Consider the following 26,158-nt stretch of genomic DNA (forward strand, 5'->3'; position numbering starts at 1 on the left):
TAGCTTCCGTTAAAGGTCTGATAAGGCTTTTCTCAGCAAATAAAGCCTCTCTCTGCAACAGCTTTTTAACGTACTCGGGTCCGTCATTGAATTTCAATATGTATGAATCGAAATTATTATAGACAACTCGGCTCGTCTTGTCAATGAACGCTTCGTCTCATCAGGATATATTGCACAATGATCACCCTGATAATCGCAGCTGCTGGTACGGCTAAAATCATCCCAATTAAGCCAAACAGCTCCCCTCCTGCAAGCAAGACAAGCATAATAACGACAGGATGCATATGAAGACTTCGCCCTACAATGATCGGGCTGAGGACATTGCTCTCTAAAAATTGCAGCACTGCTACTGTGATCAATACAATGATGACCGATTTCACCGAAATAGTAAACGCAATAAAGATGGCAGGAACTGCGCCAATTATCGGTCCAAAATACGGAATCACGTTCGTTGCTCCTATCAGCATGCCAAGAACGAGCGGATACGGGATATGAAAAAGCCAAAGCACAATGGCTGCTGCACCCCCGATTAAAGAACAGACAAGCAGCTGCCCTCGAATATAATCACCAAGCGATTCATCCACTGCTTTCACAAAGGCATGCCCCCTCTTCCTAAATGACGGCGGCGTTAAATACCATGCCGCCCGCTTCATCGTGTTCATGTCTTTTACCATATAAAAAACAAGAAAAGGGATGAGTGCTGCAACTAAAGCGTAATCAAATAAAACTTTACAGCTAAGAATCATCCGCTCAGCGCTATTGGCTGCATATGTCTCCGATTGAACAATGAAGCGGTCCAAGCGGTCATGAAGTCCGTCAGGCCAGTGGCTCGTATGATGATGAATATGTGATAATGCGCCATTATACGTTTCAGCGATGACAGGAATTTGTTCTGACAGCTCATTTAACTGTGCGATCATAACAGGCGCTCCTTTATAAACCGCAAAACCAATCCCGCCAAAAAACAGGACATAGATGAGTAAAAGACTGACTGTTCTTGGCAGCCCTCTTGCATGCAGTCTTTCCACAATAGGATAAAGCAGATAAGAAATAAAAATGGCAATGAGAAGCGGAATCAGAACCGCCTTCAGCAATAAAAAAATAGGCATCCATAACTCGTCAAGCTGCAGTAAAATGAGCAAGGATGCAAGGACAAGCAGGACCCCTGCAGCATATATCAGAAATTGGATCGGACGTTTCTTCACCTTTTTCACCTCTCTTCTTATTGTTTAACCATCTTCTGCAATTATCCACGTAAATAAAATTTGTCCTAACTTTGTTAAAAATGAATACACATGAAACATACAGCTCCATCCAAAGTCACTGTTTGCTGTAAAATCTCGTCAGAAAATATTCCATCTTTTACTTCTTTTTACACAAGTTGCGCTAGAATCCACTTTAGCTTTAGCCAATGAAACACAAGAGGAGGTTCTTCATGATCACATTCGAAGAAGTTAACAAGCATTATGGCCAGTTCCATGTACTTAAGGACATTAACCTACATATTCAAAAAGGGGAGGTTGTTGTGATCATCGGTCCTTCAGGATCTGGAAAAAGCACGATGCTCAGATGTATCAATCGTCTTGAAAGCATTGATGAGGGAAAAGTTCTCGTCAATCAAGTGTCTGTTCAGCATCCGAAGACCAACATCAATCTTGTCAGGCAAAATATCGGCATGGTCTTTCAGCATTTTCACCTTTATCCGCATAAGACGGTGCTTGAAAACATTATGCTTGCGCCGATGAAGGTCAAAAAAGTGAGCAAGGAAGAAGCAAAGGAAACAGCTGAATTTTATTTAAATAAGGTCGGCATTCCTGAAAAGGCAGACACCTATCCTTCAAGACTTTCGGGCGGACAGCAGCAGCGCGTTGCCATTGCAAGAGGGCTTGCGATGAAGCCAGAGGTGATGCTTTTCGACGAACCGACATCTGCACTTGATCCAGAGATGATCGGCGAGGTATTAGATGTGATGAAGCAGCTGGCTCGTGAAGGCATGACCATGGTTGTCGTCACACATGAGATGGGCTTTGCCCGCGAAGTGGCTGACCGTATTGTCTTTATTGATGAAGGCAGAATTCTTGAAGAATCAACACCGGCTGCATTTTATGAAAAACCGCAAGAGAAACGTGCTCAATTATTTTTAAGCCGTATATTAAATCACTAGGGGGAATGGTTTGATGAAAAAAATGAAACGCTTTGGCCTGCTGCTCTTTATGACTTGCTGCATCGCCGCTTTGGCTGCTTGTGGATCTACTGAAAAAGGGTCAACTGATGCAAAACAAGGAAGTTCTTTAGAAGCCATTAAGAAAGACAAAAAAATCATTTTCGGTGTAAAAAATGACACACGTTTATTCGGTTTAAAAAATCCGAGCAGCGGTGATATTGAAGGATTTGATATTGACATTGCAAAAGCCATCACAAAGGAAATACTCGGCGATGAAGGAAAAGCAGAATTTAAGGAAGTGACATCTAAAACAAGAATTCCTTTGCTTCAAAAAGGGGATATCCATGCAATTGTTGCGACTATGACAATTACAGAAGAGCGTAAAAAAGAAGTCAATTTCTCAGATGTTTACTTTGAAGCAGGACAATCACTGCTTGTGAAAAAAGGAAGCGACATTCAATCCATTGATGATCTTAAAAAAGGAACGAAGGTGCTGGCCGTGAAAGGATCTACTTCTTCTCAAAATATCCGCGAGAAAGCACCTGAAGCATCCGTATTAGAATTTGAGAACTATCAGGAGGCTTTTACAGCATTAAAATCAAACCAAGGGCAAGTGCTGACAACTGATAATGCGATCTTATTTGGTATGGCAGATGAAGATTCAAATTATGAAGTGGTCGGCGGCACCTTTACAGATGAGCCTTATGGCATTGCTGTGAAAAAAGGAGATCAAGAATTAACAGATGCGATCAATAAAGCCTTAAAAACGTTAAAAGACAATGGAGAGTATGACAAGATTCTTAAAAAATGGATCAAAGAATAGCATTTGATTCGTCAAGATCAATGCCTCAGGTGAGCCTCTCAAAGGCTCCCCTGTTGATCAGGAAGGAAGTGAACTGATTGCTGCGGTTTTCCATTCTCACTGAAAATGTTCATCTTTATTTAGAAGGCTTTAAATATACCATTGGTGCAAGTGTCATCGCTCTGATTGGAAGCTTTTTGATCGGTACACTCATTGCCATTATGAGAATTGCGCCATTTAGGCCGCTCAACTGGTTCGGAACGGCTTATGTTGAATTTATTCGGAATATTCCGTTATTATTGATCACCTTTGTTTTCTTCTTTGGTTTACCGGTGCTGGGTATTGTAGCAGATGGCTTTACTGCCGGTACAATTGCTCTTGCCATTTATACGTCTGCCTTTATTGCTGAAGCCATTCGTGCAGGGATACAAGCTGTACCGCTTGGACAAATGGAAGCAGCCCGCGCCTCAGGTCTGTCATATGGCGGGACGATGCGGTATATCATTTTGCCGCAGGCGATTAAAATCGTCATTCCCCCTCTTGGAAATCAATTTATTAACCTTGTCAAAAACTCCTCGATTTTAGGTGTCATTGCAGGGTTTGATCTCATGTATCAAGGAGACCTCATTGCGTCTAGAACATTTGTGACGTTTGATGTCTACATCTTTGTTGCGATGTTCTATCTGCTATTAACCATTCCGCTCAGTCTAGGCGTCGGTTATTTAGAAAGAAGATTAGCAAGAAGCCACTAGAAAGGAGGAAACATCATGGATTTTATAGGTGCCTACCAGCCTGATCATCTCGCCTTTTTATTTGAAGGATTTGCTGTCACCTTAAAAGTGGCTTTTATCTCCATCATTTTGAGCTTTATCATTGGATTAGTCGTTGGCACATTACGGTTCGCTCAAATACCACTTTTATCGAAGGTACTTGCGGTAGTTGTAGAGACCATTCGAAACCTGCCGCTTTTGCTGATCATCTTTTTCACGTATTTTGCATTGCCTGAAATCGGCATCAAGCTAAGCATCACAGCCTCTGCCATTGCAGCTTTAACCGTGTTTGAATCCGCGATGCTGTCAGAAATTATTCGGAGCGGCCTTAAATCAATTGATAAGGGCCAGATTGAAGCAGCCAGATCTTCTGGTTTAACCTATATTCAAACACTGAAAATGATTATAATGCCGCAGGCTCTGCGCCGAATGGTGCCGCCAATTGTCAGTCAGTTCATATCTCTTTTGAAAGATACGTCGCTTGCCGTTGTCATTGCGCTTCCAGAATTATTACATCACGCTCAAATATTAAATGGTCAAAGCCAATCCTATTTACTGCCGATTTTCTTATTGGCAGCTATGATGTATTTTGTCGTCAATTTCAGCTTATCCATTCTTGCAAGACGATTAGAATACAGGCAGGCATAAAAAGAACATCCGCTCTTGGCGGATGCCTCAGCGTATAGACCGGCTGGCTATCACGCTGAAAAAAACAAAGGGCTAAAATGAAGATCATTTTAGCCCTTTTTGTTTACATCATTCTCATAACACGTTTTCTTAGCTTTTTCATATCCCGCTTTGATGGCATATCATATCGGCTTGCAAAGTGATATGCGAGTGCACCTGCACCAAGCGTTAATAGTGAAGAAGTCATTTTGCCCATTCGAAATTCCCCCTTAACACTTATAGTTGAATTGAACGTTCATCGTCACTAAACAGATCATCTAAGCTGCTTAGTGTCCCGTCTTCCTCCACTTGGTGTGTAGATATTTTGCCTTTTGACAGCGTCAATTCAATAAAACAGCCCCAGCAATAATATTGATTGACCCCAATTTTTCCGATGTCTTTACATTTGCAATTTGGGCAAATGAGCATAATCAGCACCTCTTTACGTTCGGTTTAGAACCAGTGCTTCCTTTTGAACGTTCATCAAGGTTCCGGCAGCCTGCAGCTGTTTCCGAATCCCTGATAGCTCTGTAAAGAAGCCGTCCGAGAGTTCATATGCTACGATTGTGCCCGAATTTGAGCAAAAGTATACATCTTCCAAAATGCCTAAATTTTCACCATCAGGCGACTGCATCATTTTCTTCTTTAATTTCGAAAATAACAAGAATGGAGCAGAGGAATCCATGCCCACTCCCTCCTGGCAGCTCACATACAAACCTTTGTCTGTCAGCTGATCAAAAGCAGAAAATGGAACGAGTGCACAGTCTTTCTTTTTCCCCTCTAACACATATCCTCCGCAGCTGCCTCCGGCTAAAAAGCAAATATCTTTTATAGAACCAAGCGATTGGGACAGCTCATCTGTATAGATCGTCATTCCTTCAAGTTCTTGGCATGTTCTCAAAATGTGCTCAACCACCTTTTGCGGAACAGTCTTATCGTGTGCGTTTGCTTCATGACTCATACGAAGAAATGGCTTCCATGAACGGAATGGGTGAAGTTCTTTTCACGCTAAAAGAAGACAAAGGGCTAAAATAAAAATCATTTTAGCCCTTTGTCAACAATCTGAACCTTCTACTCATGCATAAAATCAAACGGAGTGATTCCCTCCATGCCAATATTTGCGTCATGTACGCTAAACGGAAGCTCTTTTTGGAGCGCTTCAAGTTCTGCATCCATGATTTGTTCGGTTTGCACTAGCCGCATCGTTAAGGACGTTTGTCTGAGGGAATCCTCATTGTTTTTCACGCCCCACTCCAGCGCTGATTCCTCGCCGCACAGTATTAAAAACTTTTTACTGCGTGTAATGGCTGTGTACAGCAGATTCCGCCGAAGCATTCGGTAGTAGCTCCTGACGACTGGCAGCACAACAATCGGGAATTCACTTCCTTGTGATTTGTGAATGGAGCAGCAATAAGCATGTGTAAATTGATGAAAATCTTTTTTTGTAAAGGTGATTTCATTTCCATCAAAAGAGATCACAGCCATGTCTTCTTTTTCTGTATTTTCTTTTGCATAAAAAATCGAGACAATTTCACCGATATCGCCGTTAAAAATGTTGTTCTCCGGCTGATTCACAAGCTGAAGCACCTTATCACCTGTCCGGTACACCACATCACCAAACGGGATTTCCCTGCCCTTTGGTTTTTTAGGATTCAAAATGTGCTGCAGCATTTTGTTGAGCTCATTGATGCCTGCTTTTCCTTTATACATCGGTGCCAGCACTTGAATATCCTTTGCTGAAAACCCTTTTTGAGCAGCATTGCTGACAACTTTCTCAATGACTTCTTTCATTTGATCAGCTGAACACTGAATGAAGGACCGATCCTTTGAGCGTGCAGTGATATCCTTTGGCAGCACACCATTTTTCATATCATGTGCAAGTTCAACAATGGTTGAGCCGTCTGCCTGCCGGTAAATATCTGTCAGGGTAACAGCTGGCACGGCTTTTGAGGCAAGCAAATCCCGTAAAACTTGGCCTGGTCCGACAGATGGCAGCTGATGTTCATCCCCTACCATAATCACTTGGATATGATCAGGAATGGCTTTAAACAAATGATTCGCAAGCCAAATATCCAGCATACTTGATTCATCAATAATGACAAGCTTGCCTTCAATCGGCTGTTCCTCATCATGAGAGAAGCCCTCCGAACCATTCCAGCCTAGCAGCCGGTGAATGGTGACAGCTGGAAGCCCTGTTGATTCTGTCATCCGTTTAGCCGCCCGTCCAGTTGGTGCCGCAAGCACAAATGGGAAGGATTCATCTTTTTTATAATCACTCGGATCAAGAGAAACACCGTGAAGATCACTGTAAAGCTCGACAATTCCTTTAATGACCGTCGTCTTCCCTGTTCCAGGCCCGCCTGTTAAAAGCAGCATCGGGGACATGAGTGCCTTTTGAATCGCTTCCTTTTGTGTCGGTGCATATTGGACGCCTAACCGCTCCTCCAGCTCGCCAAGTGCTAGCAGGAATTCTGATTCAGGAAATTGATCTGCATATTCTGTTTGGGAGACGATTTTTTGAATGCGTTTGGCGACACTTTGCTCCGCATAAAATAAGGATGGATGATAGCAGCGGTCATCTTCAATGATCATTTCTTTTCCTTCGCCAAGTGCAATGATCTGATTGGCAACATCCATTTCAGTCACTTTGTAATCATTGCCGGTTTGGTTGAGCAGCTTGCGGGTTTCGACGATCAAATCTTTCGTTTGTATGTACGTATGACCGTCTTGTAGACTGGCTGTCTCCACTGTATATAGCAAGGCGGCGCGAATCCGTTCTGGGTCATTTCCTGAGATGCCTGTTCTAGCGCCAAGCTCATCCGCCTTAATAAACCCGATTCCCTCAACATCCTTAACGAGCTGATAGGGATTTTCCTCGATTTTCTGCAGTGTTTCACTCTCGTATACTTGGTAAATCTTCATGCTGAGCTGCGGACCAAAGCCATACTGATTCAAGCTGATCATGATTTGTTCCAGTCCTTGATGCTCCTGAAGCGCTGCGGCAAGCTTATCCGCCTTCTTTTTTGATAAGCGCGGTACATCATACAAAACAGCTGGGTCACGCATAATCTTATGAAGCGTCTGATTACCAAGCTTCCCCACGATTTCTTCAGCCGTCTTTTTCCCTATCCCTTCAAATAAATCACTTGAGAGATAATGAATGATTCCTTGCTTCGTTGTCGGCACTTCCTTTTGAAAATGAGTGGCCTGAAACTGTTCACCAAATTTCGGATGGCTTGTCACTTTGCCATAGAAAGTGTAGGTTTCCTCCTCATGAAGTGCTGGGAAGTAGCCTGTGACAGATGCTGTTTTTCCCTCTAAGTTTTCCGATGTTTCAATGACTTTTACCTTTAACACCGAGTATAAATTACTTTCATTATGGAAAATAACGGCTTGAATGGTCCCCTTTAAAAACGGTTCGTCCTCAAGCTTCATTTGATCTGGATGTTCCTGCACAGGTCTTCCCTCCTTCCATCTATTCTGCCTCTTGAATCAGCTTTTGTGCATGTAGTGCCAGCATATGGTCAGGCTGCACGTCAATGGCTTTACCCAGCATCTCAAGTGCTTCGTCTTTTTTCTCTAAGTACGCATACGCAACCCCTAAATTATAAAAGGCATCTGCATGCTGCGGATCACGCGTGATGACTTCAGTAAAAGTTGTCACCGCTTCTTCCAGCATGTGTTCATTGGCTAAACACATGCCAAATTGAAACCTTGCTTCATTATCCTCTTCGTTTAGTTCAACGGCACGCTGAAGATATGGCATCGCAAGCTTTGGCTGCTCTAATTTGATGAGCGTCTGCCCGAGCATATAAAACAAATCACTATTTTCCATGCCGGCTTTTAGTGCTTGTTCAAAATAGTCTTTCGCTTTCATAAAGTCTTCTTTTAATGTATATACATTTCCTGCTCCATAATAGGCTGCAGCTGCGGTATGATCAAGTTCAATTGCTTTTTGAAAAAAGTTTAAAGCACGTTCAAATTCATTGATACTTGAAAGTAAGTTCGCAAAGTTAATATATGGAACCGGATCCTTCGGGCTTTTTTCGATCGCTTTTGTAAAAGCTTCAGCTGCTTTTTCGATATTCCCTTGATTCAAGGCTTCTATGCCGATTTCGTTATGATTCATTCGCTCTCTCATCCTTTCATTAAAAAACCTCAACAGCGACGTTGAGGTTTTGAAACATGCTACACATACGACAGCTTTTGACCATCTTTGAAGACATCGTCAATTGTACCGCCGCCAAGACATTCGTCGCCATCATAAAAAACAACCGCTTGTCCCGGGGTAACAGCACGAACAGGTTCATCAAAGATAACCATCGCTTCTTGCTCACCTGTCATTTTGACCTTCACATGGTGATCTTCTTGACGGTATCTGAATTTTGCTGTGCAAGTTAATTCACCGTTTTCTCCGACAATATGAGGACGAGTCCAGCTAATATTAACGGCTGAAATGCTTTCAGAGTATAAAAGTGGATTGTGGAAGCCTTGTTCAACAAACAAGATGTTTTTCTCCAAGTCTTTTCCAACGACAAACCAAGGATCACCGCTGCCGCCAATGCCAAGTCCTTGGCGCTGACCGATCGTGTAATACATCAGTCCATCGTGCTCCCCTTTTACTTCTCCGTCCATTGTCTGCATCACACCAGGCTGTGCAGGCAAATATTGACTAAGGAACGTTTTAAAGTTTCTTTCTCCGATAAAGCAGATACCAGTTGAATCTTTTTTCGCTGCTGTTGCGAGCTCTGCTTCTTTAGCTAATTCACGAACCCTTTTTTTCTCTAAATCACCGATTGGGAACATGACTTTATCAAGTTGTTCCTGAGTCAGCTGATTTAAGAAATACGTTTGGTCTTTGTTTGCATCAAGACCTCGCAGCATTTTGACTTCATCGCCTGTTCTGTCAACACGGGCATAGTGTCCTGTTGCCAAGTAATCCGCACCAAGTGAAAGTGCATGCTCAAGGAATGCCTTGAACTTAATTTCTTTGTTACACATGACATCTGGGTTTGGCGTTCTGCCCGCTTTATATTCATCAAGAAAATATTGAAACACTTTGTCCCAATATTGCTTCTCGAAATTCACTGCATAATAAGGGATTCCAATTTGGTTACATACGCGGATGACATCCTCATAGTCTTCCGTTGCTGTGCAAACACCATTTTCATCAGTGTCATCCCAGTTTTTCATAAATATGCCGATGACATCATAGCCTTGCTCCTTTAACATAAGAGCGGCAACTGATGAATCGACTCCTCCGGACATACCGACCACAACTCTTGTATCTTCTGGTCTTTTTGTCATCTTCATCAACTCCAATTTCAATGAAACAACATGCGCGTTTCGTTCTTCAGGTGCTTCGCTGTTTCATTTTTCACACACGAACAAAAGGAAGCATTTATTTGGCTAGGCGTTTGACAACAGCCGCTATCTTACGTGCCGCCTGCTTCACATGATCCTCTTCATTCCCAAGACCGAAGCTTATTCTGACTGAGGACGTCAGCTCTTTTGCTTCTTCGCCATACATGGCGCTTAACACGTGCGAAGGAAGGACAGATCCAGCCGTACATGCCGATCCGCTTGAAACAGCAATTCCTTCCATATCTAAATTCACAAGCAGCGATTCAATGGAGACGCCCGGGAAATGAACATTTAAAATGTGCGGCAATGTCTCTTTCGGATGTCCATTGATAGAGAAATTGAGAGATTCCTCTTCAAATACTTGCAGCATGGTTTCTTTGAGCTTACCATAATGCATCGCTTTTTCTCTTCTATTTTGCTTCGTTAATTGAACAGCTTCTGCAAGCCCAACAATTCCTGCCACATTTTCAGTGCCAGCACGGCGCTTTCTTTCTTGTTCGCCTCCGAATATTTGCGGAGAAAGCTTCACGCCTTCGTTTACATATAAAAAACCTGTTCCCATCGGACCATTCAGCTTATGGCCAGAAGCAGATAAAAGATCAATATGGAGATCTGCTGCATCAATAGGCACTGTGCCAAACGCCTGCACTGCGTCTGTATGGAAATGAGCCGTGTGATCACGCAGAAGTTCGCCAATGGCTTTGATTGGCTGAATCACACCTGTTTCATTATTGCCGTACATGACGGTCACAAGAATCGTATCTTCTCTCAATGCTTGTTTTAATTGATCAAGATGAATCAATCCTGTTTCGTCCACATCTAAATATGTCACTTCAAATCCTAGTTTTTCTAGGCGTTCACATGTATGCAGCACCGCATGATGCTCTGTTTTCACTGTGATGATATGTTTTCCTTCATGCTGTCTTGCCATGGCAACACCTGTAATTGCCAGGTTGTCCGCCTCGGTTCCACCGCTTGTGAGGATGATCTCCTGCGGTTTACAGTGTAATTCTCCTGCAATGACTTCTCTTGCTTCATCGAGCCACTTTCTTGCCTCGCGCCCATATGAATGAATACTAGAGGGATTGCCAAATATCTCTGTAAAGTACGGCATCATCTTGTCCACAATACGCTGATCCATCGGCGTTGTGGCCGCATGATCTAAATAGATTCGTTCCATTTCCGGTACACCTCTGATCTAAATATAGAACATATACGAGTCTTGATCCCCGTCATCTGTGTAGCTTGCCAAGTCTTCAAGAGTTGTATTGTCTAGTACGTCTTTTACTGCATCACGAATACGAATCCATAGTTCACGCTTTGCTGGTTCTTCGTTTTCGATGACTTCAACAGGACTAATGGGTCCTTCTAATACACGAATAATATCACCTGCTGTGATCTCGTTTGGTTCATGTGCAAGAACATAGCCGCCATACGCTCCGCGGATACTTTTTACAAGACGGGCATTGCGGAGTGGTGATACAAGCTGCTCTAAATAATGCTCAGACAAATCATTGTTTTGAGCGATTGATTTTAATGATGTAGGGCCTTCGCCATGTTTTTTGGCTAATTCGATCATGATCGTCAGACCATATCTGCCTTTAGTTGATATTTTCAAGTTAAACACCTCTGCGTTTTCTATTCTATGTCATCAATTATTTTTCTGATTTCATATACGCTGATATATAGACCAAAAGCAATTATATCATACTTTCAGCCAACTTTCATTTACGGGTTCTGAGCATGATAGAAGGACGAATCCCTTTTCTATTTGAAGAAATTTCGGTACTCTATACAAACAAGACATTGCTATAGGAGAGATAATTATGAAACCTTTAGCGTACCGGATGCGCCCAAGTCATATTGAAGACATTATTGGGCAGGAGCATCTTGTTGGAGAAGGTCAAATTATTAGGCGAATGGTCGAGGCAAAACATTTATCCTCGATGATTTTATACGGACCGCCGGGCATCGGCAAAACATCGATTGCAACCGCGATCGCTGGCAGTACAAGCATTGCTTTTCGTACATTGAATGCGGTCATTCATAACAAAAAGGATATGGAAGCTGTCGCCGCTGAAGCAAAAATGAGCGGCCAGGTGATCCTTATTTTAGACGAAGTCCACCGGCTTGATAAAGGAAAGCAGGATTTTCTTCTTCCTTATTTAGAAAATGGCATGATCATTTTAATTGGGGCAACAACGGCTAATCCCTATCATGCGATCAATCCTGCCATTCGAAGCCGGACACAAATATTCGAGCTGAAGCCGCTTGAAACAGAGCAAATCAAAGCTGCGTTAACAAGAGCCTTACAGGATGAACATCGCGGGCTTGGCGGCTATAAGGTGACAGTGGACGATGAAGCGATGAATCATTTTGCCAATGGATGCGGAGGAGACGTGCGTTCTGCTTTAAATGCACTCGAGCTCGCTGTCTTATCGACAAAAGCTGATGAGACAGGGCATATCACAATTACTCTTGCCGCAGCAGAAGAATGTTTACAAAAGAAGAGCTTCTCACATGACAAGAATGGTGATGCTCATTATGATGTCCTCTCGGCTTTTCAAAAATCCATTAGAGGATCTGATACAGATGCGGCGCTGCATTACCTTGCCAGACTGATCGAAGCAGGAGACCTTGAAAGCATTACAAGGAGATTACTCGTGATGGCTTACGAGGACATTGGCTTAGCCAGTCCGCAGGCAGGCCCCCGCGTGTTAAGCGCAGTGCAAACAGCAGAAAGAATCGGTTTCCCAGAAGCAAGAATTCCGCTGGCGAACGCAGTGATTGAGCTGTGTCTTTCTCCTAAGTCTAATTCGGCATATAAGGCGATTGATGCAGCACTTGGTGACATTCGTACAGGGAAAATTGGAGAAGTTCCAGTTCATTTAAAGGATGCTCACTACAAAGGCGCCACAGCACTCGGAAGAGGCGTCGATTACTTATACCCACATGATTACGAAAACGGCTGGGTGAAGCAGCAATATTTACCTGATCCGCTGAAAAACAAGCAATACTATGTACCGAAACAAACCGGAAAATTTGAAGGTGCATTGAAACAGGTCTATGAAAATTTAAAACGCCAGAAATAAAAAAAGCCCCCTGCATGTTAGCAGGCGGGCTGTTTATTTATCCTTCACACGTGTAATCGGAATATCTTTTAAAAGCTTCATAATGACATGACCACCCATGATCAGTCCGGCAACAGACGGAACGAATGCATTAGATGATGGCGGCATTTGCGCCTTGCGAATCTTCGCTTCATCATTTCCAACTTCTTTTCTGACATCTTCGCGAATGACAATTGGACTTTCATCAGAGAAAATGACTTCAATTCCTTTACGAATCCCTTCCTTACGCAAACGTGTTCTCACAACTTTTGCAATAGGATCGGTATGTGTTTTTGAAATATCATCAATTTTGAAGCGTGTCGGATCTGTTTTGTTCGCAGCTCCCATACTTGAAATGATGTTCACACCTCGTTTCAGACACTCTTTCATTAAATGAATTTTATAGTGAATGGTATCTGAGGCATCAATGACATAATCAAGCGGATACTCAAAAAATTGCTCGTATGTTTCCTCTGTATAAAACATCTTCAGCGCAACAACTTCACATTCTGGATTAATATCAGCGATTCTCGCCTGCATTAAGTCAACCTTTGGCTGGCCAACTGTTGATAGCAATGCTGGAAGCTGACGGTTTACATTTGTAATATCAATATCATCTTTATCAACAAGAACAATACGGCCAACGCCTGAACGCGCGAGTGCCTCTACTGCGAATGAACCAACGCCGCCCACACCAAGCACTGCAACTGTACTGTTTTTTAGTATATTTAAGCCTTCCTTGCCAATGGCAAGCTCGTTTCTTGAAAACTGATGTAACAAGTGCCTCACTCCACCTTTATTTAAAATGAATCGAAAGAATCATATCATATTCAGACTTCTCCGTCATCCTTCTCTAAAAGAAAAAAACACAAAAAAGTCCCGATGACGCCGCCAGCATTTCCTTCGTTTTGAACCCCGCACCATGCAGGTGGGTGCTTTCTTCCTGACTTTATAAGTCCTCTAAAGAGGCATTTATGCAGAAAGGAAAGGCAAGCTCCCGTATAAAAAAATGTTCGGTCAAAACTAGGTAACCACCGTACGTATCAGGACTTTATTTATTGATTGATGAAAGCATATCATAGGCATATTTCTTTTTCAAGCGTTTACATACCTATAAACATGCGCCTATTTTACTGTTTTACTTTTGTTTTAATCGCTAAACTCAGCTCATCAAGCTGCGCCTCGCTTACATGGCCAGGGGCATCTGTAAGAACGCAGCTCGCACTTGCCGTTTTAGGGAATGCAATCGTATCTCTTAAGTTAGAGCGGCCTGCAAGCAGCATCACTAAACGGTCAAGCCCAAGCGCGATTCCGCCATGCGGAGGAACACCATGCTCAAACGCATCCAGCAGGAAGCCAAATTGTTCGTAAGCCTCTTCTTTTGAAAAACCAAGTAAGCCAAACATCTTTTCTTGAATGTCCTTTTCGAAAATACGAATAGAACCTCCGCCAAGCTCGTAGCCATTCAGCACAAGATCGTAAGCCTGGGCCTTCATGTCTTCTGGGCTTGTTTCAATTAATTCAAGATCATCGCGAACCGGCATTGTGAATGGATGATGGGCAGCATAGAAGCGGCCTTCTTCTTCATCCTTTTCAAGCAGCGGCCAATCGACAACCCATAAGAAATTAAATACAGACTCATCAATCAGTTCAAGCTCTTTACCAAGTTTTAAGCGAAGTGCACCAAGCGCATCATGGACAACAGACGTCTTATCTGCAACAAAGAGTAAAAGGTCGCCTTCTTCAACTTGCAGCTGTTCTTTTAATTCAGCTTGCTTTGCTTCATCAAAGAATTTAGCGATCGGACCTTTTAATTCAGTCCCTTCTGCTTTTAGCCAAGCTAGACCTTTTGCACCGTAGTTCGCTGCAAATGCACCAAGTGCATCAATGTCTTTTCTTGAGTAGTTCGCTGCAGCCCCTTTGACATTGATGGCTTTCACAGCTCCACCATTTTTCACAGCTCCGCTAAACACTTTGAAATCGGAGTCTTTTACCGTGTCTGAAATGTTCACCAGCTTCATCTCAAAGCGAGTATCCGGCTTATCGGATCCATAGGAATTCATCGCTTCATCATATGTCATACGAGGTAATGGCAATGTAAGGTCTACACCTTTGACATCTTTCATCACCTTCGCCATCATCTCTTCAGCAAGCGTCATGATGTCCTCTTGACTCATGAAGGACATTTCAATATCGACTTGTGTAAATTCCGGCTGACGGTCAGCACGCAAATCTTCATCTCTAAAGCAGCGGGCAATTTGATAATAACGGTCCATCCCAGAAACCATCAGCAATTGTTTAAATAATTGCGGAGACTGAGGCAGTGCATAAAATTCTCCCTCGTGTACACGGCTTGGAACAAGATAGTCACGCGCACCTTCTGGCGTACTTTTCGTTAAAATTGGCGTTTCAATGTCTAGAAAGCCGTTGTCGTCTAAGAAATGGCGGAATGCTTTTGTGACTTCATGTCGCATTTTCATTGTTTCAAACATTGCAGGGCGGCGAAGATCCAGGTAACGATATTTTAAACGAACATCTTCTGATACCTCGTCTGCTTGATCTGAAATCACAAATGGAGGAGTCTTCGCTTCATTTAAAACGGTGACCGTTTCGACTTGAATTTCAATTTTGCCCGTTTTTAAATTTGGATTGATCGTTGCTTCTTCTCTTGCGACAACCGTTCCTTTAATATCAAGGACATATTCATTACGAATTGATTCTGCTGTCTCAAGCGCCTCTTTTGATAAGTCTGGATTGAAGACAACTTGTACAATCCCTGTACGGTCGCGCAAATCAATAAAGATTAATCCGCCTAGGTCACGCCTTTTTTGAACCCATCCTTTTAATACAACTGACTGACCAATTTGGTCTTCTGTTACTTCTCCACAATAAAAAGTTCTACCAAACACAAACATTCCACTCCTTCTTTACGCTTTCTGGTGGGCCTTCAACATTTGAATCAGCTCATCAAGCTTCACTTCAATTTGTTCACCCGTTGTTGTATCTTTCACATTCACAATTTGCTGCGCTAGCTCATCTTCACCAAGAACTGCAACAAATTTGGCTTTTAATCGATCAGCCGCTTTAAATTGTCCTTTTAGTTTCTTCCCTGTATAGTCCATTTCACTTGAGATACCTTCTTTTCTCAGACGGTTTAATAATGAAACAGAATAATCCTTCGCTTCATCTCCGAGAGCAGCAATGTATAGATCAATACCATCTTGGAGAGGAAGCTCAATTCCTTCAGCATCGATCGCAGATAAGAAACGTTCAATACTCATCGCAAATCCGATCCCTGGTGATTCAGGACCGCCAATTCCTTCAACGAGTCCATCATAACGGCCGCCGCCGGCTAATGTTGTAATCGCACCAAAGCCTTCTGCATTACTCATGATCTCAAATGCTGTGTGATTGTAGTAATCAAGACCGCGCACTAAATTTGGATCGACGACATACTCAATGCCTATATCTGATAAGTATTGTTTGACCTTTTCAAAATACGTCCGTGATTCTTCATTTAAGTAATCTTGAATGGATGGAGCGGTTGTCATCAGTTCATGATCACGATCCTTTTTACAATCAAGAATACGCAGCGGATTTTGATGTAAACGCGTTTGACAGTCGTGACAGAATTCCTCAATTCTTGGCTCAAAGTGCTTGACCAGTGCTGTGCGGTAGTCTGCACGGCTCTCCTTGTCACCAAGGCTGTTAATGACGAGCTTTAAGTTAGAAAGACCTGCTTTCTCATACACACTCATCGCAAGCGAAATGACCTCTGCATCAATAGCAGGATCCTTGGAACCAATCGCTTCTATCCCAAATTGATAAAATTGACGATATCTTCCGGTTTGCGGACGTTCATAGCGGAACATTGGTCCGATGTAATAAAGCTTTGTTGGCTGAGCCGGCTGTGCGAACAATTTATTTTCAACATAAGAGCGTACAGTTGAAGCTGTTCCCTCTGGACGAAGTGTGATGCTGCGTCCTTTTTTGTCTTCAAATGTGTACATCTCTTTTTGAACGATATCAGTTGATTCGCCTACTCCCCGTGCAAACAGCTCAGTATGCTCAAAAATCGGTGTGCGGATTTCTTTGTATTGAAAGGCTGCACATGTATCTCTCGCAATTTGTTCAACATACTGCCAGCGTTCTGACTCTCCAGGTAAAATATCCTGTGTGCCTCTTGGAATATTAAAACTCATTTTTCGTCCTCCTACGACCATCATTCATTTTTTATGTGGACATATAAAAAACCCCCGCCTCTACTATGTGTATAGTAGGGACGAGAGTTATACCCGTGGTGCCACCCTAGTTGGAACATGAATAAGCATGTTCCCGCTCAAATCCTTAACGCAGATTCACGTTCTCCGCCTATTGACTCATTTTCAGAGCGTTCAGCAGGAAACCTACAGAGTGTTCTTTCGTGATAAATGCCATGCGGATTCGCTTTCAGCCTCAGGCGAGTCCTCTCTGCTCACGCAATTTACCCTACTATTCTCTATCATCAGTTCCACATTTTAAATTTTCAAGTGTGTTGATTTATATTATAATAAGGTCGGTGCTGCCACTCTGTCAACCCTTGCCGTGCCTCTTTTTCTTTTCCAGCTCTTCTTTTGACGTACATCCGTATTCAGATGCGGTCTCTTCAAGGAAGCCTGGCTGATCCATTTCGTCGTGCTGCCAGCGGTCGATATCACGATGTCCATTATATTGCACTCGTCCTAATTTTCTGCTTAATCTCATGTTTGTACATCCTTTTATCACATTTTTATTTAGTATAAACAGATTGATTCATTTTTATTAGGAAAACTGCAAGGAATTCATCCACTACATAACGAATTAACATTCATCGGTTTTACAAGGGAGGGGAAAACACCGTTTTGAATCTGAAAAAACACAATCAAATGATGATGCTGCTTACTTGTTTTGTTCTCATCGCGAGTTCTTTGCCTATGACACATGCTACAGCACAAACAGATCAAGCTGTTGTCGCAACAGATGAAATCAATGTGAGAACGGGCCCTGGTTTAAGCTATGGAATTGCAGCTGTTGTGAAACGCGGCGAAAGTTATCCTATTCTCACTGAACAAGGAGAATGGGTGCAGATCCAATTATCAAACGGACAAAAAGGCTGGGTCGTCTCATGGCTGATTACCACATCATCCGGCGCTCAAAAATCCGCGAAGCCAAAGGCGCAAGGTCAAAGCACGGCTGGAGGCAGTACAATTACATCGACAGCTTCCGATCTTCGCATCCGGACAGGCCCTGGGACTTCCTATCAAGTGATTGGTACTTTCCCGCAAGGCGCTACCGCTAAAAAGCTCGAGACAAGCGGCGAATGGACGAAAATTTCGTATAAACAAGCAGAAGGCTGGGTTCACTCTGATTATGTTTCAGGGGGGCAGAAAACTTCTCAATCAAGTTCCGGCGAGTCCTCTCGCTCTAACGAGACAGGCACAGTTGGCGTATCGAGCTTGAATGTACGACAATCGGCCGCACCAAATGCACAAGTCATCGCTTCACTTGCCCGCAACACACAGATCACCATTTTGCGAGAGCAGAACGGCTGGTATGAAATTGAGGGGAAAGGCGTAAAAGGCTGGGTTGCAAGCTATTACATTGTCACAGGCAAAGGAGCAGGCTCTGCACCTGAAAAGAGTTCATCCTCTTCGGCTTCTGAGCAAAAAGCATACATTGTCTATGACGGCACCAACATTCGAAAAAGCGCTTCTACCTCTGCTGGGATTGCAGAAAGAGCAACAAAAGGAGCTGCCTATCAAATTGTTCGGACGCAAGGTGACTGGTACGAGGTGACACTATCAAACGGCGGAACTGGCTACGTGGCGAGCTGGGTCGTTCAAACGAAGAAAAATAGCAGCGAAGCGCCAAGACCTCAGCAGGATTCATCGTCTGGAACTGGTTCTTTAAAAGGAAAAACGATTGTTCTTGATCCTGGTCATGGCGGAAAAGACAGCGGCACGATTGGCGCAGACGGTGCATTTGAAAAGAACATCACCATCAAAACCGCTAATTTACTGGCAGGCAAATTAAGGGCTTCTGGTGCAAATGTATATCTAACAAGAAGTGATGATACCTTTATCAGCCTGCAATCAAGGGTGGCAACCTCTCATTATCGAAATGCAGATGCATTTATTAGTCTTCATTATGATAGTTTTATGGACCAAAGTGTTAGAGGAAGTACTGCGTATTATTATCATGCAGCAAAAGATCAGCAGTTAGCGTCAAGCGTTCATTCCGAAGTCGCAAAACGCTCTCAAATCCCTGATAAGGGTGTCAAATTCGGAGATTACTTTGTTTTAAGAGAAAACAAACGCCCTTCCCTTTTATATGAACTCGGGTACTTAAGCAATCCACAGGAGGAAGCGATCATTTATAGCGCCTCTTACCAAGAACGAGTCACAGAAGGAATGACTGAAGGATTAAAACAATATTTCCGTTAAAAAGAAAGAGGCCACTGCGCCTCTTTTTTGTTTGACCGCAAAAGAAAAAGACTCTAAACAAACTCCCGCATGAGTTCATCTACAGTCTAAAGAGAATCTATTCTTTGCTGTCCATCAAGATCGTGACCGGTCCTGAATTGGTCAATGACACGTCCATCATCGCACCAAAACGGCCAGTTTCGACATGGATGCCTTTTTCTCTAAGGGTTTTATTGAAACATTCGTAAAGCGAATTGGCTGCATCCGGCTTGGCGGCTTTCATAAAATTCGGCCGTCTGCCCTTTCTCGTATCACCATAAAGGGTAAATTGAGATACAGACAGAACGCTTCCTTTTATGTCCAATAATGAACGATTCATTTTCCCGTTTTCATCTTCAAAAATACGTAAATGTGCAAGCTTTTCAGCTAAGTAGAGCACATCTTCTTCTGTATCTTCGTGTGTGACACCAACAAGCACCATATAACCTTCGTTGATGGCACCTGTGATCTCTTCTTCTACCTTAACAGATGCATTTGTCACACGCTGCACAACAAGCCTCATAGACGATATACTTCCTTTCTAATTCATGAATCGGCGAACAGAGTAAATGTCTTTGATTTGCTTAATGCGTTCGACCACTTTGTGCAAATGGTTAATATTTTGGATAAAGATCGCCATATGGATCGTCGCCACTTTGTTACGATCAGACTTCCCAGAAACAGAGGAGATGTTCGTTTTGGTTTCGTTGACTGCTTGAAGCACCTCATTGAGTAAGCCGCGTCTATCATATCCTAATATTTCAATTTCCACATTGTATTCTTTACGGTTTTGAGCAGGCTGCTCATGCTCCCACTCGACCGGAATTAACCGCTCCTGTGCTTCTCCTGTCTTTACGTTCGGACAGTCCTCGCGGTGAACAGATACACCTCGGCCCTTCGTAATAAAACCGACAATGCTATCACCAGGAACAGGATTACAGCACTTAGATAAGCGGACAAGCAGGTTATCAATCCCTTTGACCCTTACGCCAGCTTCCCGTTTTTTCCCGTGATACGTCTTTGGTTCCACCGTCACTTCTTGAACGGTTTTCTCTTGCTCTTCTTGGTCTCTTTGTTTTCTTTCTTTTTCCGTTAAACGATTGGCGACCTGCAGTGCAGTAATGCCGTTATATCCAACAGCTGCATACATGTCCTCTTCGTTTGAAAAATTAAATTTGTCAGCCACTTTTTGCAGGTTTTCAGCTGTCAGAATGTCTTTGACGTCAAACTCAAGGTTTTTAATTTCTTTTTCCACGAGCTCTCGGCCTTTTTCGACATTTTCTTCACGGCGCTGTTTTTTGAAAAACTGTCTGATCTTGTGCTTCGCTTGGGAGGTTTGGGCAAGTTTGACCCAATCCTGACTTGGCCCGTAGCTGTGCTTTGATGTCAGAATTTCAATAATGTCACCTGTTTTTAGTTTGTGATCGAGTGTGACCATTTTGCCATTGACCTTGGCACCGATCGTTTTATTCCCAATTTCCGAGTGAATCCGGTAAGAGAAATCAATCGGAACTGAGCCCGACGGCAGTTCAATGACGTCTCCTTTTGGTGTAAACACAAACACCATATCAGAGAAAAGATCAATCTTTAACGACTCCATAAATTCTTCTGCATCTGTGGACTCATTTTGGAACTCAAGAATTTCTCTAAACCAAGAGAGCTTCTTCTGGAAGACCGCTTCTTCCGTTGATTCTGCTGACTCTTTTCCTTCTTTGTATGCCCAGTGTGCCGCAATCCCGTATTCTGCAATTTCATGCATTTCCACTGTACGGATCTGAACTTCAAGCGGATCGCCTTTTGGCCCAATCACCGTTGTATGAAGAGACTGGTACATGTTCGGCTTTGGCATCGCAATATAATCCTTAAACCTGCCTGGCATCGGCTTCCAGCACGTATGGATAATCCCGAGCACAGCATAACAGTCTTTAATGCTGTCAACCAAAATACGAACGGCAAGCAGATCATAAATTTCATTAAACTGCTTATTTTGCAAGACCATTTTGCGATAAATACTATAAATATGTTTTGGTCTGCCGGAAAATTCAGCCTTGATGTTCACCTCAGACACGCGATCTTTCACTTCATTGACGACCTCGTCCAAGTATTCCTCACGTTCCGCTCGTTTGCGCTTCATCAGATTCACAATCCGGTAATATTGCTGCGGATTTAAATAGCGGAGTGCTGTATCTTCAAGCTCCCACTTAATCTTTGAAATCCCTAATCTGTGTGCAAGCGGTGCAAAGATTTCAAGTGTTTCATTTGAAATTCTCCGCTGCTTTTCCTGCGGAAGATGTTTGAGCGTTCTCATATTATGAAGGCGGTCTGCCAGCTTAATCAAGATCACGCGGATATCCTGCGCCATTGCAACAAACATTTTTCGATGGTTTTCGGCCTGCTGTTCTTCTTGTGATTTATATTTAATCTTCCCGAGCTTTGTGACACCATCAACAAGCATTGCTACTTCTTCGTTAAAATGCTCTTTTAAATCCTGTAATGTCACATCTGTATCCTCAACTACATCGTGCAGGAAACCGCCTGCAATGGTTGATGGGTCCATTTCAAGGTCAACAAGAATACCCGCCACTTGAATTGGATGGATAATATAGGGCTCACCAGATTTCCGGTATTGCTCCTTGTGTGCATTTTCAGCATATTCATATGCTCGCTCTATAAATTGAATATGTTCAGCGGACAGGTATTCTCTTGCCTTGTCAATGACCTGCTGCGCCGTTAAAACTTGTTCGTTCGCCATGGAATCACCTTTTTAAATGAAAACTGTATTGTAGTTTATTATCAAGAAAAATTCGATAGATGTAAAGAGAAGAAGTCCGCTAAAAGATTTTTGATAGGAAAAAAGCACCCTTCTTACTGAGTGCTTTTTACGAAAAACTCCATTAGTATTGCATTAACGTCATGATGTCGTAGCCGTCAAGCTTCTTTCTGCCGTCCAGATACGTCAGCTCAATCAAAAATGCAATCCCTGCCACAACGCCGCCTAATTCCTCTACAAGCTTGATGGACGCTTCAATTGTTCCACCAGTTGCCAGTAAGTCATCTGTAATCAGGACACGCTGACCAGGACGAATCGCATCTTTATGAATCGTTAATACATCTTTACCATATTCCAAGCCGTAATCGACTTTAATGACTTCACGAGGAAGCTTTCCTTCTTTACGAACCGGTGCAAAACCTACACCAAGTGCGTATGCTACAGGGCAGCCAATAATGAATCCACGCGCTTCAGGTCCAACAATGAGATCAATGTCTCTTTCCTTCGCGTATTCAACGATTTGATCCGTTGCATAACGGTACACTTCGCCTTTATCCATTAACGTTGTAATATCTTTAAATTGTACACCTTCCTTTGGGTAGTCAGGTACAACTGTCACATATTGTTTTAAATCCATCTTTTCCTTTTCCTCCTCGTACGTCAAAGCACAGGTGAGACTTCGCTCATCATGCTATTCAGCCATTCCTTCAGCTCTTTAGCTGAGGAATATGTTAGTGTTTGATCGAGTTCCATCAATCGTTGTTTTGCTGTATAGGACGCTGACGCCGTTAAATCTTTTTTAGGGGCATCAAGTACTATTGACAGCACACCATTCTCTATTTTAACAAAACCGAGTTCAAAAAACACCTTTGTCATAAAAATGATTGTATCTTTTGTCCAGCCTCTATGTTTGGCAAGCTCCATTCCTTGTTCTTTGATAGGAAAACTTCCCCGTTTAAACAAGAACCCATAAAACCATTTGAATTGGTCACGGCTTGGGAAAGAAGACATAAAATGATCTTCTTTTCTTTGAAAAACCGTATAAATTCTCGCAGGCTTTTGATTTTCTAAAAGCTGCTTCAGCAATTGCTCATCTGCGGGAACATCCGCAAAGACCACATACTTTCCTTGTACATTAAACGATGATACATTTTCTGCATGAACATGATGAATGGGGAGATCGACGTCCTGTTTTGTTGCTTCATCAAAACAGACAACCAATGATTTTTCTGAATCAAGTGTCGAAACTTTCTTCTCCCAATCCTTTTTCCCGCGCAGATCAAACAGCTGCCATTCATCAACTCGTGCATCTTTTAACATCAGCTGGGGCTTCTTCCGGTTATTCCATTCATTGACAGACATTTCTCCAATCACAGAAATGCGGCTTCCTGGAACAATTTCCTCTTTTAATTTCCCTTGGTGAAAACCAACACAGTCAAGCAGTGTGTCTTCGTCTTTCAGAGACATTTTAATATGGTTGTGATTTGCCCCAATCGTTCGGATATCTTCAAGCTTCGCATCTTCAATCATAATGAACGGTTTTGGGTTTGACATACCAAATGGTGACAGCATCCCCGCTTCTTCAATCGCTTGAACCGTCAATTCGTCTACCTTGCACACGGCATCGACCCGCTGAATTGGAATAAAATCTTCTTCCGTCAATGTTTCATTTGCATATTGATTTAATCTTTCCCTTAGTAAAGATACATCATCCGCTCGAAGTGTCATCCCTGCTGCCATCGGATGCCCGCCGAAATGCGGCAGGATGTCGCGGCATTTGCTTAGATGGAAAAATAGATCGAAGCCAGGAATACTCCGGGCTGATCCTTTTGCCATTTGCGTCTCTTCATCTATTCCAAGCACAATCGCCGGACGAGAAAAAGTATCCGTCAATTTAGAGGCAACAATTCCGACAACGCCCGGATTCCAGCCAGCTTTCGCTACAACAATCGCAGACTGGTCATCACCTGCCTCTTCCACCATTTGAATGGCTTCTTCTGTGATCGTACTGACAATCTTTTGTCGTTCTTTATTCAGTTCCTGTACAAAACGAGCGAGCTCTTCCGCTTCATCCTTATTCTCAGTCATCAGAAGATGAACGGCTGGATCTGCCTGTTCAATTCGCCCAACAGCATTCAGCCTTGGCGCAATTTGAAAGCCGACCGTTTCCTCATTGGCTTCTTCTAGAGTGGCTCCCGCTTCTTTCAATAACGCTTTCAGCCCCGGTCTATTCGACTGCCGAAGCTGCAGAAGTCCTTTTTTGGCGAGCCATCTATTCTCATCATGAAGCGGTACAAGATCCGCGATTGTCCCGATTGCTGCAAGATCTAACAGCTGAACTGGCAGCTCTCCAAGAAGTGCATGCGCCACTTTAAACGCGACACCTACACCAGCAAGTTCTTTAAAGGGATACTCACAGCCAGGCTGCTTAGGATGGACAATGGCCAGTGCCTCAGGCAGCTCCTCACTTGGTTCATGGTGATCTGTAATGATCAGGTCTAACCCTATTTCTTTTGCAATACGTGCTTCATTTACAGCAGCAATGCCTGTATCGACCGTGATGACAAGCGATGCTCCTTGCTCCTTGATATATCGAAAAGCCTGTTCATTAGGTCCATAGCCTTCTTTAAATCGATCTGGAATATAAAAGTCTACTATCGCAGACCGCTCTTTTAATGTATGTAAAAGTACAGACGTACTTGTCACACCATCTGCATCATAGTCTCCGAAGATCACAATCGATTCCTGCTCTTCGATCGCTTTGTTGATGCGCTCTACTGCTTCTTTCATTCCTTTTAATAGGAATGGATCATGAAATTCGGCTTTTTGATCAAATAAAAAAGACCTCGCCTCTTCTACTTCTTCAAGTCCTCTTTTTACGAGAAGCGATGCAGTCAGCGCTGAAATATTCAGATTTTCAGAGAGTGATTTCACTTTTTCTTCGCTTGGATGTTCATATTCCCAGCGCATTTTGGATAATAACATAAATTCACCCCTCAACCACACTATTATACTAGAGTGGCCTGAGGGGTTTCAATTTTTATTTTATGAAATTGTGCTGGAAGATTATTTTTCCTTCCGGTCAAATGATGCTGGCTGTTCTTTTAAAGGCGTGACATGAGATTTTTTTTGAAGGTCTTTGTCTGCCTTTTTCGTCGAAGCAGCAGGTGCAGCGGCTGCACGCTCAGCTTTTAATGCCTTTAGTTCACGTTTCAGTTTCACAATTTGGAAGATTCCTGCAAATGCCACAATCAGTCCGCCCATTAAAACAGAACCGATAATGACAAGGATCAGCGGCCATTCAGCCGTTCCAAATAAGTAGTGTACCTCGACAGGCCGTACATTAATCACGGCAAATACTGAGACAATTAATACGAAAATAAATGCGAGTATGATGGTCCATTGTTGTTTGTTCATCTACAAATCCCCCAAGCTTTTTCTTTTATTCTTCCCTTTTCACTGCCTTTTTTAAACACCGAAAGAAAGCAGTGGAAGAAAACCTATCAGCATGGGCATGATCAGCTGCTGAGTTTTTCTTTAATCAGATTCTTTAATTCTTTTCTTTCTCCAGAAATGACAAGGGTATCCCCTTCTTCGATAATGGTATCTGGTCCTGGATTTAAAATCTTCTCATGTGATTTTCTCACAATGGCGATGACTGTTACTTGATAGTTTTGGCGAACATTGAGGTCACCGATGCTTTTCTGAACAGCTGGTGCATTCTTTTCAATTTTAAACCATTCAATCACTAGTTCATCAATGGCTACCTCCACGGTTTCAAGCGCTTTCGGCTTATAGACCATGCCGCCTAAAATAGCCGCGATTTGTCTTGCTTCTTCATCGTTTAGCAGGATGCCAGAAATCGTTTCTTCGTGGTCGTCCTCCTGAAAATGATACATTTCTCTTCTGCCGTCATCATGTGTAATGATGGCAAGCTTCTCATTATTTCTTGTGATCATTTCGGCTTTATGACCGATACCTGGCAGTTCAGTTTCCCGAACCTTCATAACAGCCCCTCCAATGAATAAAGCCA

Annotated in this window: 25 protein-coding genes, 1 other RNA gene and 2 other annotated features (1 of these 28 only partly in view); of the genes, 6 read left to right on the plus strand and 20 right to left on the minus strand. The window is 42.9% G+C overall.

Annotated elements, in window-relative coordinates; all coding sequences use genetic code 11:
* Nucleotides 1-96: a binding site (T-box leader), on the minus strand (it extends 112 nt beyond the left edge of the window).
* Between the two features lie 44 nt (nucleotides 97-140).
* Nucleotides 141-1,205, minus strand: a complete 1,065-nt coding sequence (locus ASE42_RS15415) for an AI-2E family transporter (RefSeq protein ID WP_056767964.1) — start codon at nucleotides 1,203-1,205, stop codon at nucleotides 141-143.
* A 230-nt stretch (nucleotides 1,206-1,435) separates the two neighbouring features.
* Between ASE42_RS15415 and ASE42_RS15420 the strand changes: the two genes are divergently transcribed.
* The 4 genes from ASE42_RS15420 (at nucleotide 1,436) to ASE42_RS15435 (ending at nucleotide 4,384) form a co-directional block, all read left to right on the plus strand.
* Nucleotides 1,436-2,164, plus strand: coding sequence for an amino acid ABC transporter ATP-binding protein (locus tag ASE42_RS15420; RefSeq protein WP_048238982.1), 729 nt, complete (start codon nucleotides 1,436-1,438; stop codon nucleotides 2,162-2,164).
* 13 nt (nucleotides 2,165-2,177) lie between these two features.
* Nucleotides 2,178-2,987 carry a transporter substrate-binding domain-containing protein gene (locus tag ASE42_RS15425; protein WP_025092422.1) on the plus strand — a complete coding sequence of 270 codons (810 nt, stop codon included), beginning with the start codon at nucleotides 2,178-2,180 and terminating at the stop codon, nucleotides 2,985-2,987.
* 77 nt (nucleotides 2,988-3,064) lie between these two features.
* Complete coding sequence (locus ASE42_RS15430; protein ID WP_024423118.1) at nucleotides 3,065-3,718, plus strand: amino acid ABC transporter permease; 654 nt, start codon at nucleotides 3,065-3,067, stop codon at nucleotides 3,716-3,718.
* Nucleotides 3,719-3,733: 15 nt separating this feature from the next.
* Nucleotides 3,734-4,384: an amino acid ABC transporter permease gene (locus tag ASE42_RS15435; RefSeq protein ID WP_056767967.1), complete on the plus strand. Its 651-nt coding sequence runs from the start codon at nucleotides 3,734-3,736 to the stop codon at nucleotides 4,382-4,384.
* Between the two features lie 103 nt (nucleotides 4,385-4,487).
* Here ASE42_RS15435 and ASE42_RS18820 read toward each other — a convergent pair whose 3' ends face one another.
* From ASE42_RS18820 to cymR, 8 genes are all read right to left on the minus strand, one after another.
* Nucleotides 4,488-4,619, minus strand: a complete 132-nt coding sequence (locus ASE42_RS18820; RefSeq protein ID WP_003216198.1) for a YrzQ family protein — start codon at nucleotides 4,617-4,619, stop codon at nucleotides 4,488-4,490.
* Between the two features lie 20 nt (nucleotides 4,620-4,639).
* Nucleotides 4,640-4,831, minus strand: a complete 192-nt coding sequence (locus tag ASE42_RS15440; protein ID WP_003216308.1) for a hypothetical protein — start codon at nucleotides 4,829-4,831, stop codon at nucleotides 4,640-4,642.
* Between the two features lie 13 nt (nucleotides 4,832-4,844).
* On the minus strand, nucleotides 4,845-5,363 hold the full coding sequence (locus tag ASE42_RS15445) for a hypothetical protein (protein WP_056767970.1): 519 nt from the start codon (nucleotides 5,361-5,363) through the stop codon (nucleotides 4,845-4,847).
* 110 nt (nucleotides 5,364-5,473) lie between these two features.
* Nucleotides 5,474-7,858 carry an ATP-dependent RecD-like DNA helicase gene (locus ASE42_RS15450; protein ID WP_056767973.1) on the minus strand — a complete coding sequence of 795 codons (2,385 nt, stop codon included), beginning with the start codon at nucleotides 7,856-7,858 and terminating at the stop codon, nucleotides 5,474-5,476.
* Between the two features lie 19 nt (nucleotides 7,859-7,877).
* Nucleotides 7,878-8,531, minus strand: a complete 654-nt coding sequence (locus ASE42_RS15455; RefSeq protein ID WP_056767976.1) for a tetratricopeptide repeat protein — start codon at nucleotides 8,529-8,531, stop codon at nucleotides 7,878-7,880.
* 59 nt (nucleotides 8,532-8,590) lie between these two features.
* On the minus strand, nucleotides 8,591-9,709 hold the full coding sequence (gene mnmA / locus ASE42_RS15460) for a tRNA 2-thiouridine(34) synthase MnmA (RefSeq protein WP_024423123.1): 1,119 nt from the start codon (nucleotides 9,707-9,709) through the stop codon (nucleotides 8,591-8,593).
* Nucleotides 9,710-9,803: 94 nt separating this feature from the next.
* Nucleotides 9,804-10,946 carry a cysteine desulfurase family protein gene (locus ASE42_RS15465; protein WP_044331688.1) on the minus strand — a complete coding sequence of 381 codons (1,143 nt, stop codon included), beginning with the start codon at nucleotides 10,944-10,946 and terminating at the stop codon, nucleotides 9,804-9,806.
* Between the two features lie 18 nt (nucleotides 10,947-10,964).
* Nucleotides 10,965-11,384 (minus strand): cysteine metabolism transcriptional regulator CymR, encoded by a 420-nt coding sequence (gene cymR / locus ASE42_RS15470; RefSeq protein WP_024423125.1) that lies wholly within the window; start codon nucleotides 11,382-11,384, stop codon nucleotides 10,965-10,967.
* Between the two features lie 208 nt (nucleotides 11,385-11,592).
* On the opposite strand from cymR, the gene ASE42_RS15475 reads away from it, so the two are divergent.
* Entirely contained in the window at nucleotides 11,593-12,858 is a 1,266-nt protein-coding gene (locus ASE42_RS15475; protein WP_056767979.1) for a replication-associated recombination protein A, read from the plus strand.
* 33 nt (nucleotides 12,859-12,891) lie between these two features.
* Here ASE42_RS15475 and ASE42_RS15480 read toward each other — a convergent pair whose 3' ends face one another.
* The 5 genes from ASE42_RS15480 to ASE42_RS18990 all read right to left on the minus strand — a co-directional run bounded on the left by ASE42_RS15480 (nucleotide 12,892) and on the right by ASE42_RS18990 (nucleotide 17,619).
* Nucleotides 12,892-13,656 carry a ThiF family adenylyltransferase gene (locus tag ASE42_RS15480; RefSeq protein ID WP_024423127.1) on the minus strand — a complete coding sequence of 255 codons (765 nt, stop codon included), beginning with the start codon at nucleotides 13,654-13,656 and terminating at the stop codon, nucleotides 12,892-12,894.
* 92 nt (nucleotides 13,657-13,748) lie between these two features.
* A non-coding RNA gene (ssrS, locus tag ASE42_RS18825) (6S RNA) lies at nucleotides 13,749-13,929 on the minus strand.
* A gap of 77 nt (nucleotides 13,930-14,006) precedes the next feature.
* On the minus strand, nucleotides 14,007-15,785 hold the full coding sequence (gene aspS / locus ASE42_RS15485; RefSeq protein ID WP_024423128.1) for an aspartate--tRNA ligase: 1,779 nt from the start codon (nucleotides 15,783-15,785) through the stop codon (nucleotides 14,007-14,009).
* 18 nt (nucleotides 15,786-15,803) lie between these two features.
* A complete protein-coding gene (gene hisS, locus ASE42_RS15490) occupies nucleotides 15,804-17,078 on the minus strand; it encodes a histidine--tRNA ligase (RefSeq protein ID WP_056767982.1) in 1,275 nt (424 codons plus the stop codon).
* Nucleotides 17,079-17,151: 73 nt separating this feature from the next.
* Nucleotides 17,152-17,390, minus strand: a binding site (T-box leader).
* Between the two features lie 58 nt (nucleotides 17,391-17,448).
* On the minus strand, nucleotides 17,449-17,619 hold the full coding sequence (locus ASE42_RS18990) for a YrzK family protein (RefSeq protein WP_003216250.1): 171 nt from the start codon (nucleotides 17,617-17,619) through the stop codon (nucleotides 17,449-17,451).
* Between the two features lie 137 nt (nucleotides 17,620-17,756).
* On the opposite strand from ASE42_RS18990, the gene ASE42_RS15495 reads away from it, so the two are divergent.
* The gene (locus tag ASE42_RS15495; RefSeq protein ID WP_024423130.1) at nucleotides 17,757-19,337 is read left to right on the plus strand and encodes an SH3 domain-containing protein; all 1,581 of its coding nucleotides are present in this window, start codon (nucleotides 17,757-17,759) and stop codon (nucleotides 19,335-19,337) included.
* A 97-nt stretch (nucleotides 19,338-19,434) separates the two neighbouring features.
* On the opposite strand, the gene dtd is transcribed toward ASE42_RS15495, so the two are convergent.
* The 6 genes from dtd to ASE42_RS15525 form a co-directional block, all read right to left on the minus strand.
* Nucleotides 19,435-19,878 carry a D-aminoacyl-tRNA deacylase gene (gene dtd, locus ASE42_RS15500; protein WP_024427859.1) on the minus strand — a complete coding sequence of 148 codons (444 nt, stop codon included), beginning with the start codon at nucleotides 19,876-19,878 and terminating at the stop codon, nucleotides 19,435-19,437.
* A gap of 18 nt (nucleotides 19,879-19,896) precedes the next feature.
* Entirely contained in the window at nucleotides 19,897-22,107 is a 2,211-nt protein-coding gene (locus ASE42_RS15505) for a RelA/SpoT family protein (RefSeq protein ID WP_024427858.1), read from the minus strand.
* A 142-nt stretch (nucleotides 22,108-22,249) separates the two neighbouring features.
* On the minus strand, nucleotides 22,250-22,762 hold the full coding sequence (locus ASE42_RS15510) for an adenine phosphoribosyltransferase (RefSeq protein ID WP_024423133.1): 513 nt from the start codon (nucleotides 22,760-22,762) through the stop codon (nucleotides 22,250-22,252).
* Between the two features lie 23 nt (nucleotides 22,763-22,785).
* Complete coding sequence (gene recJ, locus ASE42_RS15515) at nucleotides 22,786-25,110, minus strand: single-stranded-DNA-specific exonuclease RecJ (RefSeq protein ID WP_056767985.1); 2,325 nt, start codon at nucleotides 25,108-25,110, stop codon at nucleotides 22,786-22,788.
* An 81-nt stretch (nucleotides 25,111-25,191) separates the two neighbouring features.
* Nucleotides 25,192-25,542, minus strand: a complete 351-nt coding sequence (locus ASE42_RS15520) for a lipopolysaccharide assembly LapA domain-containing protein (protein ID WP_024423135.1) — start codon at nucleotides 25,540-25,542, stop codon at nucleotides 25,192-25,194.
* Nucleotides 25,543-25,643: 101 nt separating this feature from the next.
* Nucleotides 25,644-26,132, minus strand: a complete 489-nt coding sequence (locus ASE42_RS15525; protein ID WP_024423136.1) for a cation:proton antiporter regulatory subunit — start codon at nucleotides 26,130-26,132, stop codon at nucleotides 25,644-25,646.
* Nucleotides 26,133-26,158: the final 26 nt, after the last annotated feature.

Source organism: Bacillus sp. Root920 (genome assembly GCF_001429445.1).
Taxonomy (GTDB): Bacteria; Bacillota; Bacilli; order Bacillales; family Bacillaceae; genus Bacillus; species Bacillus safensis.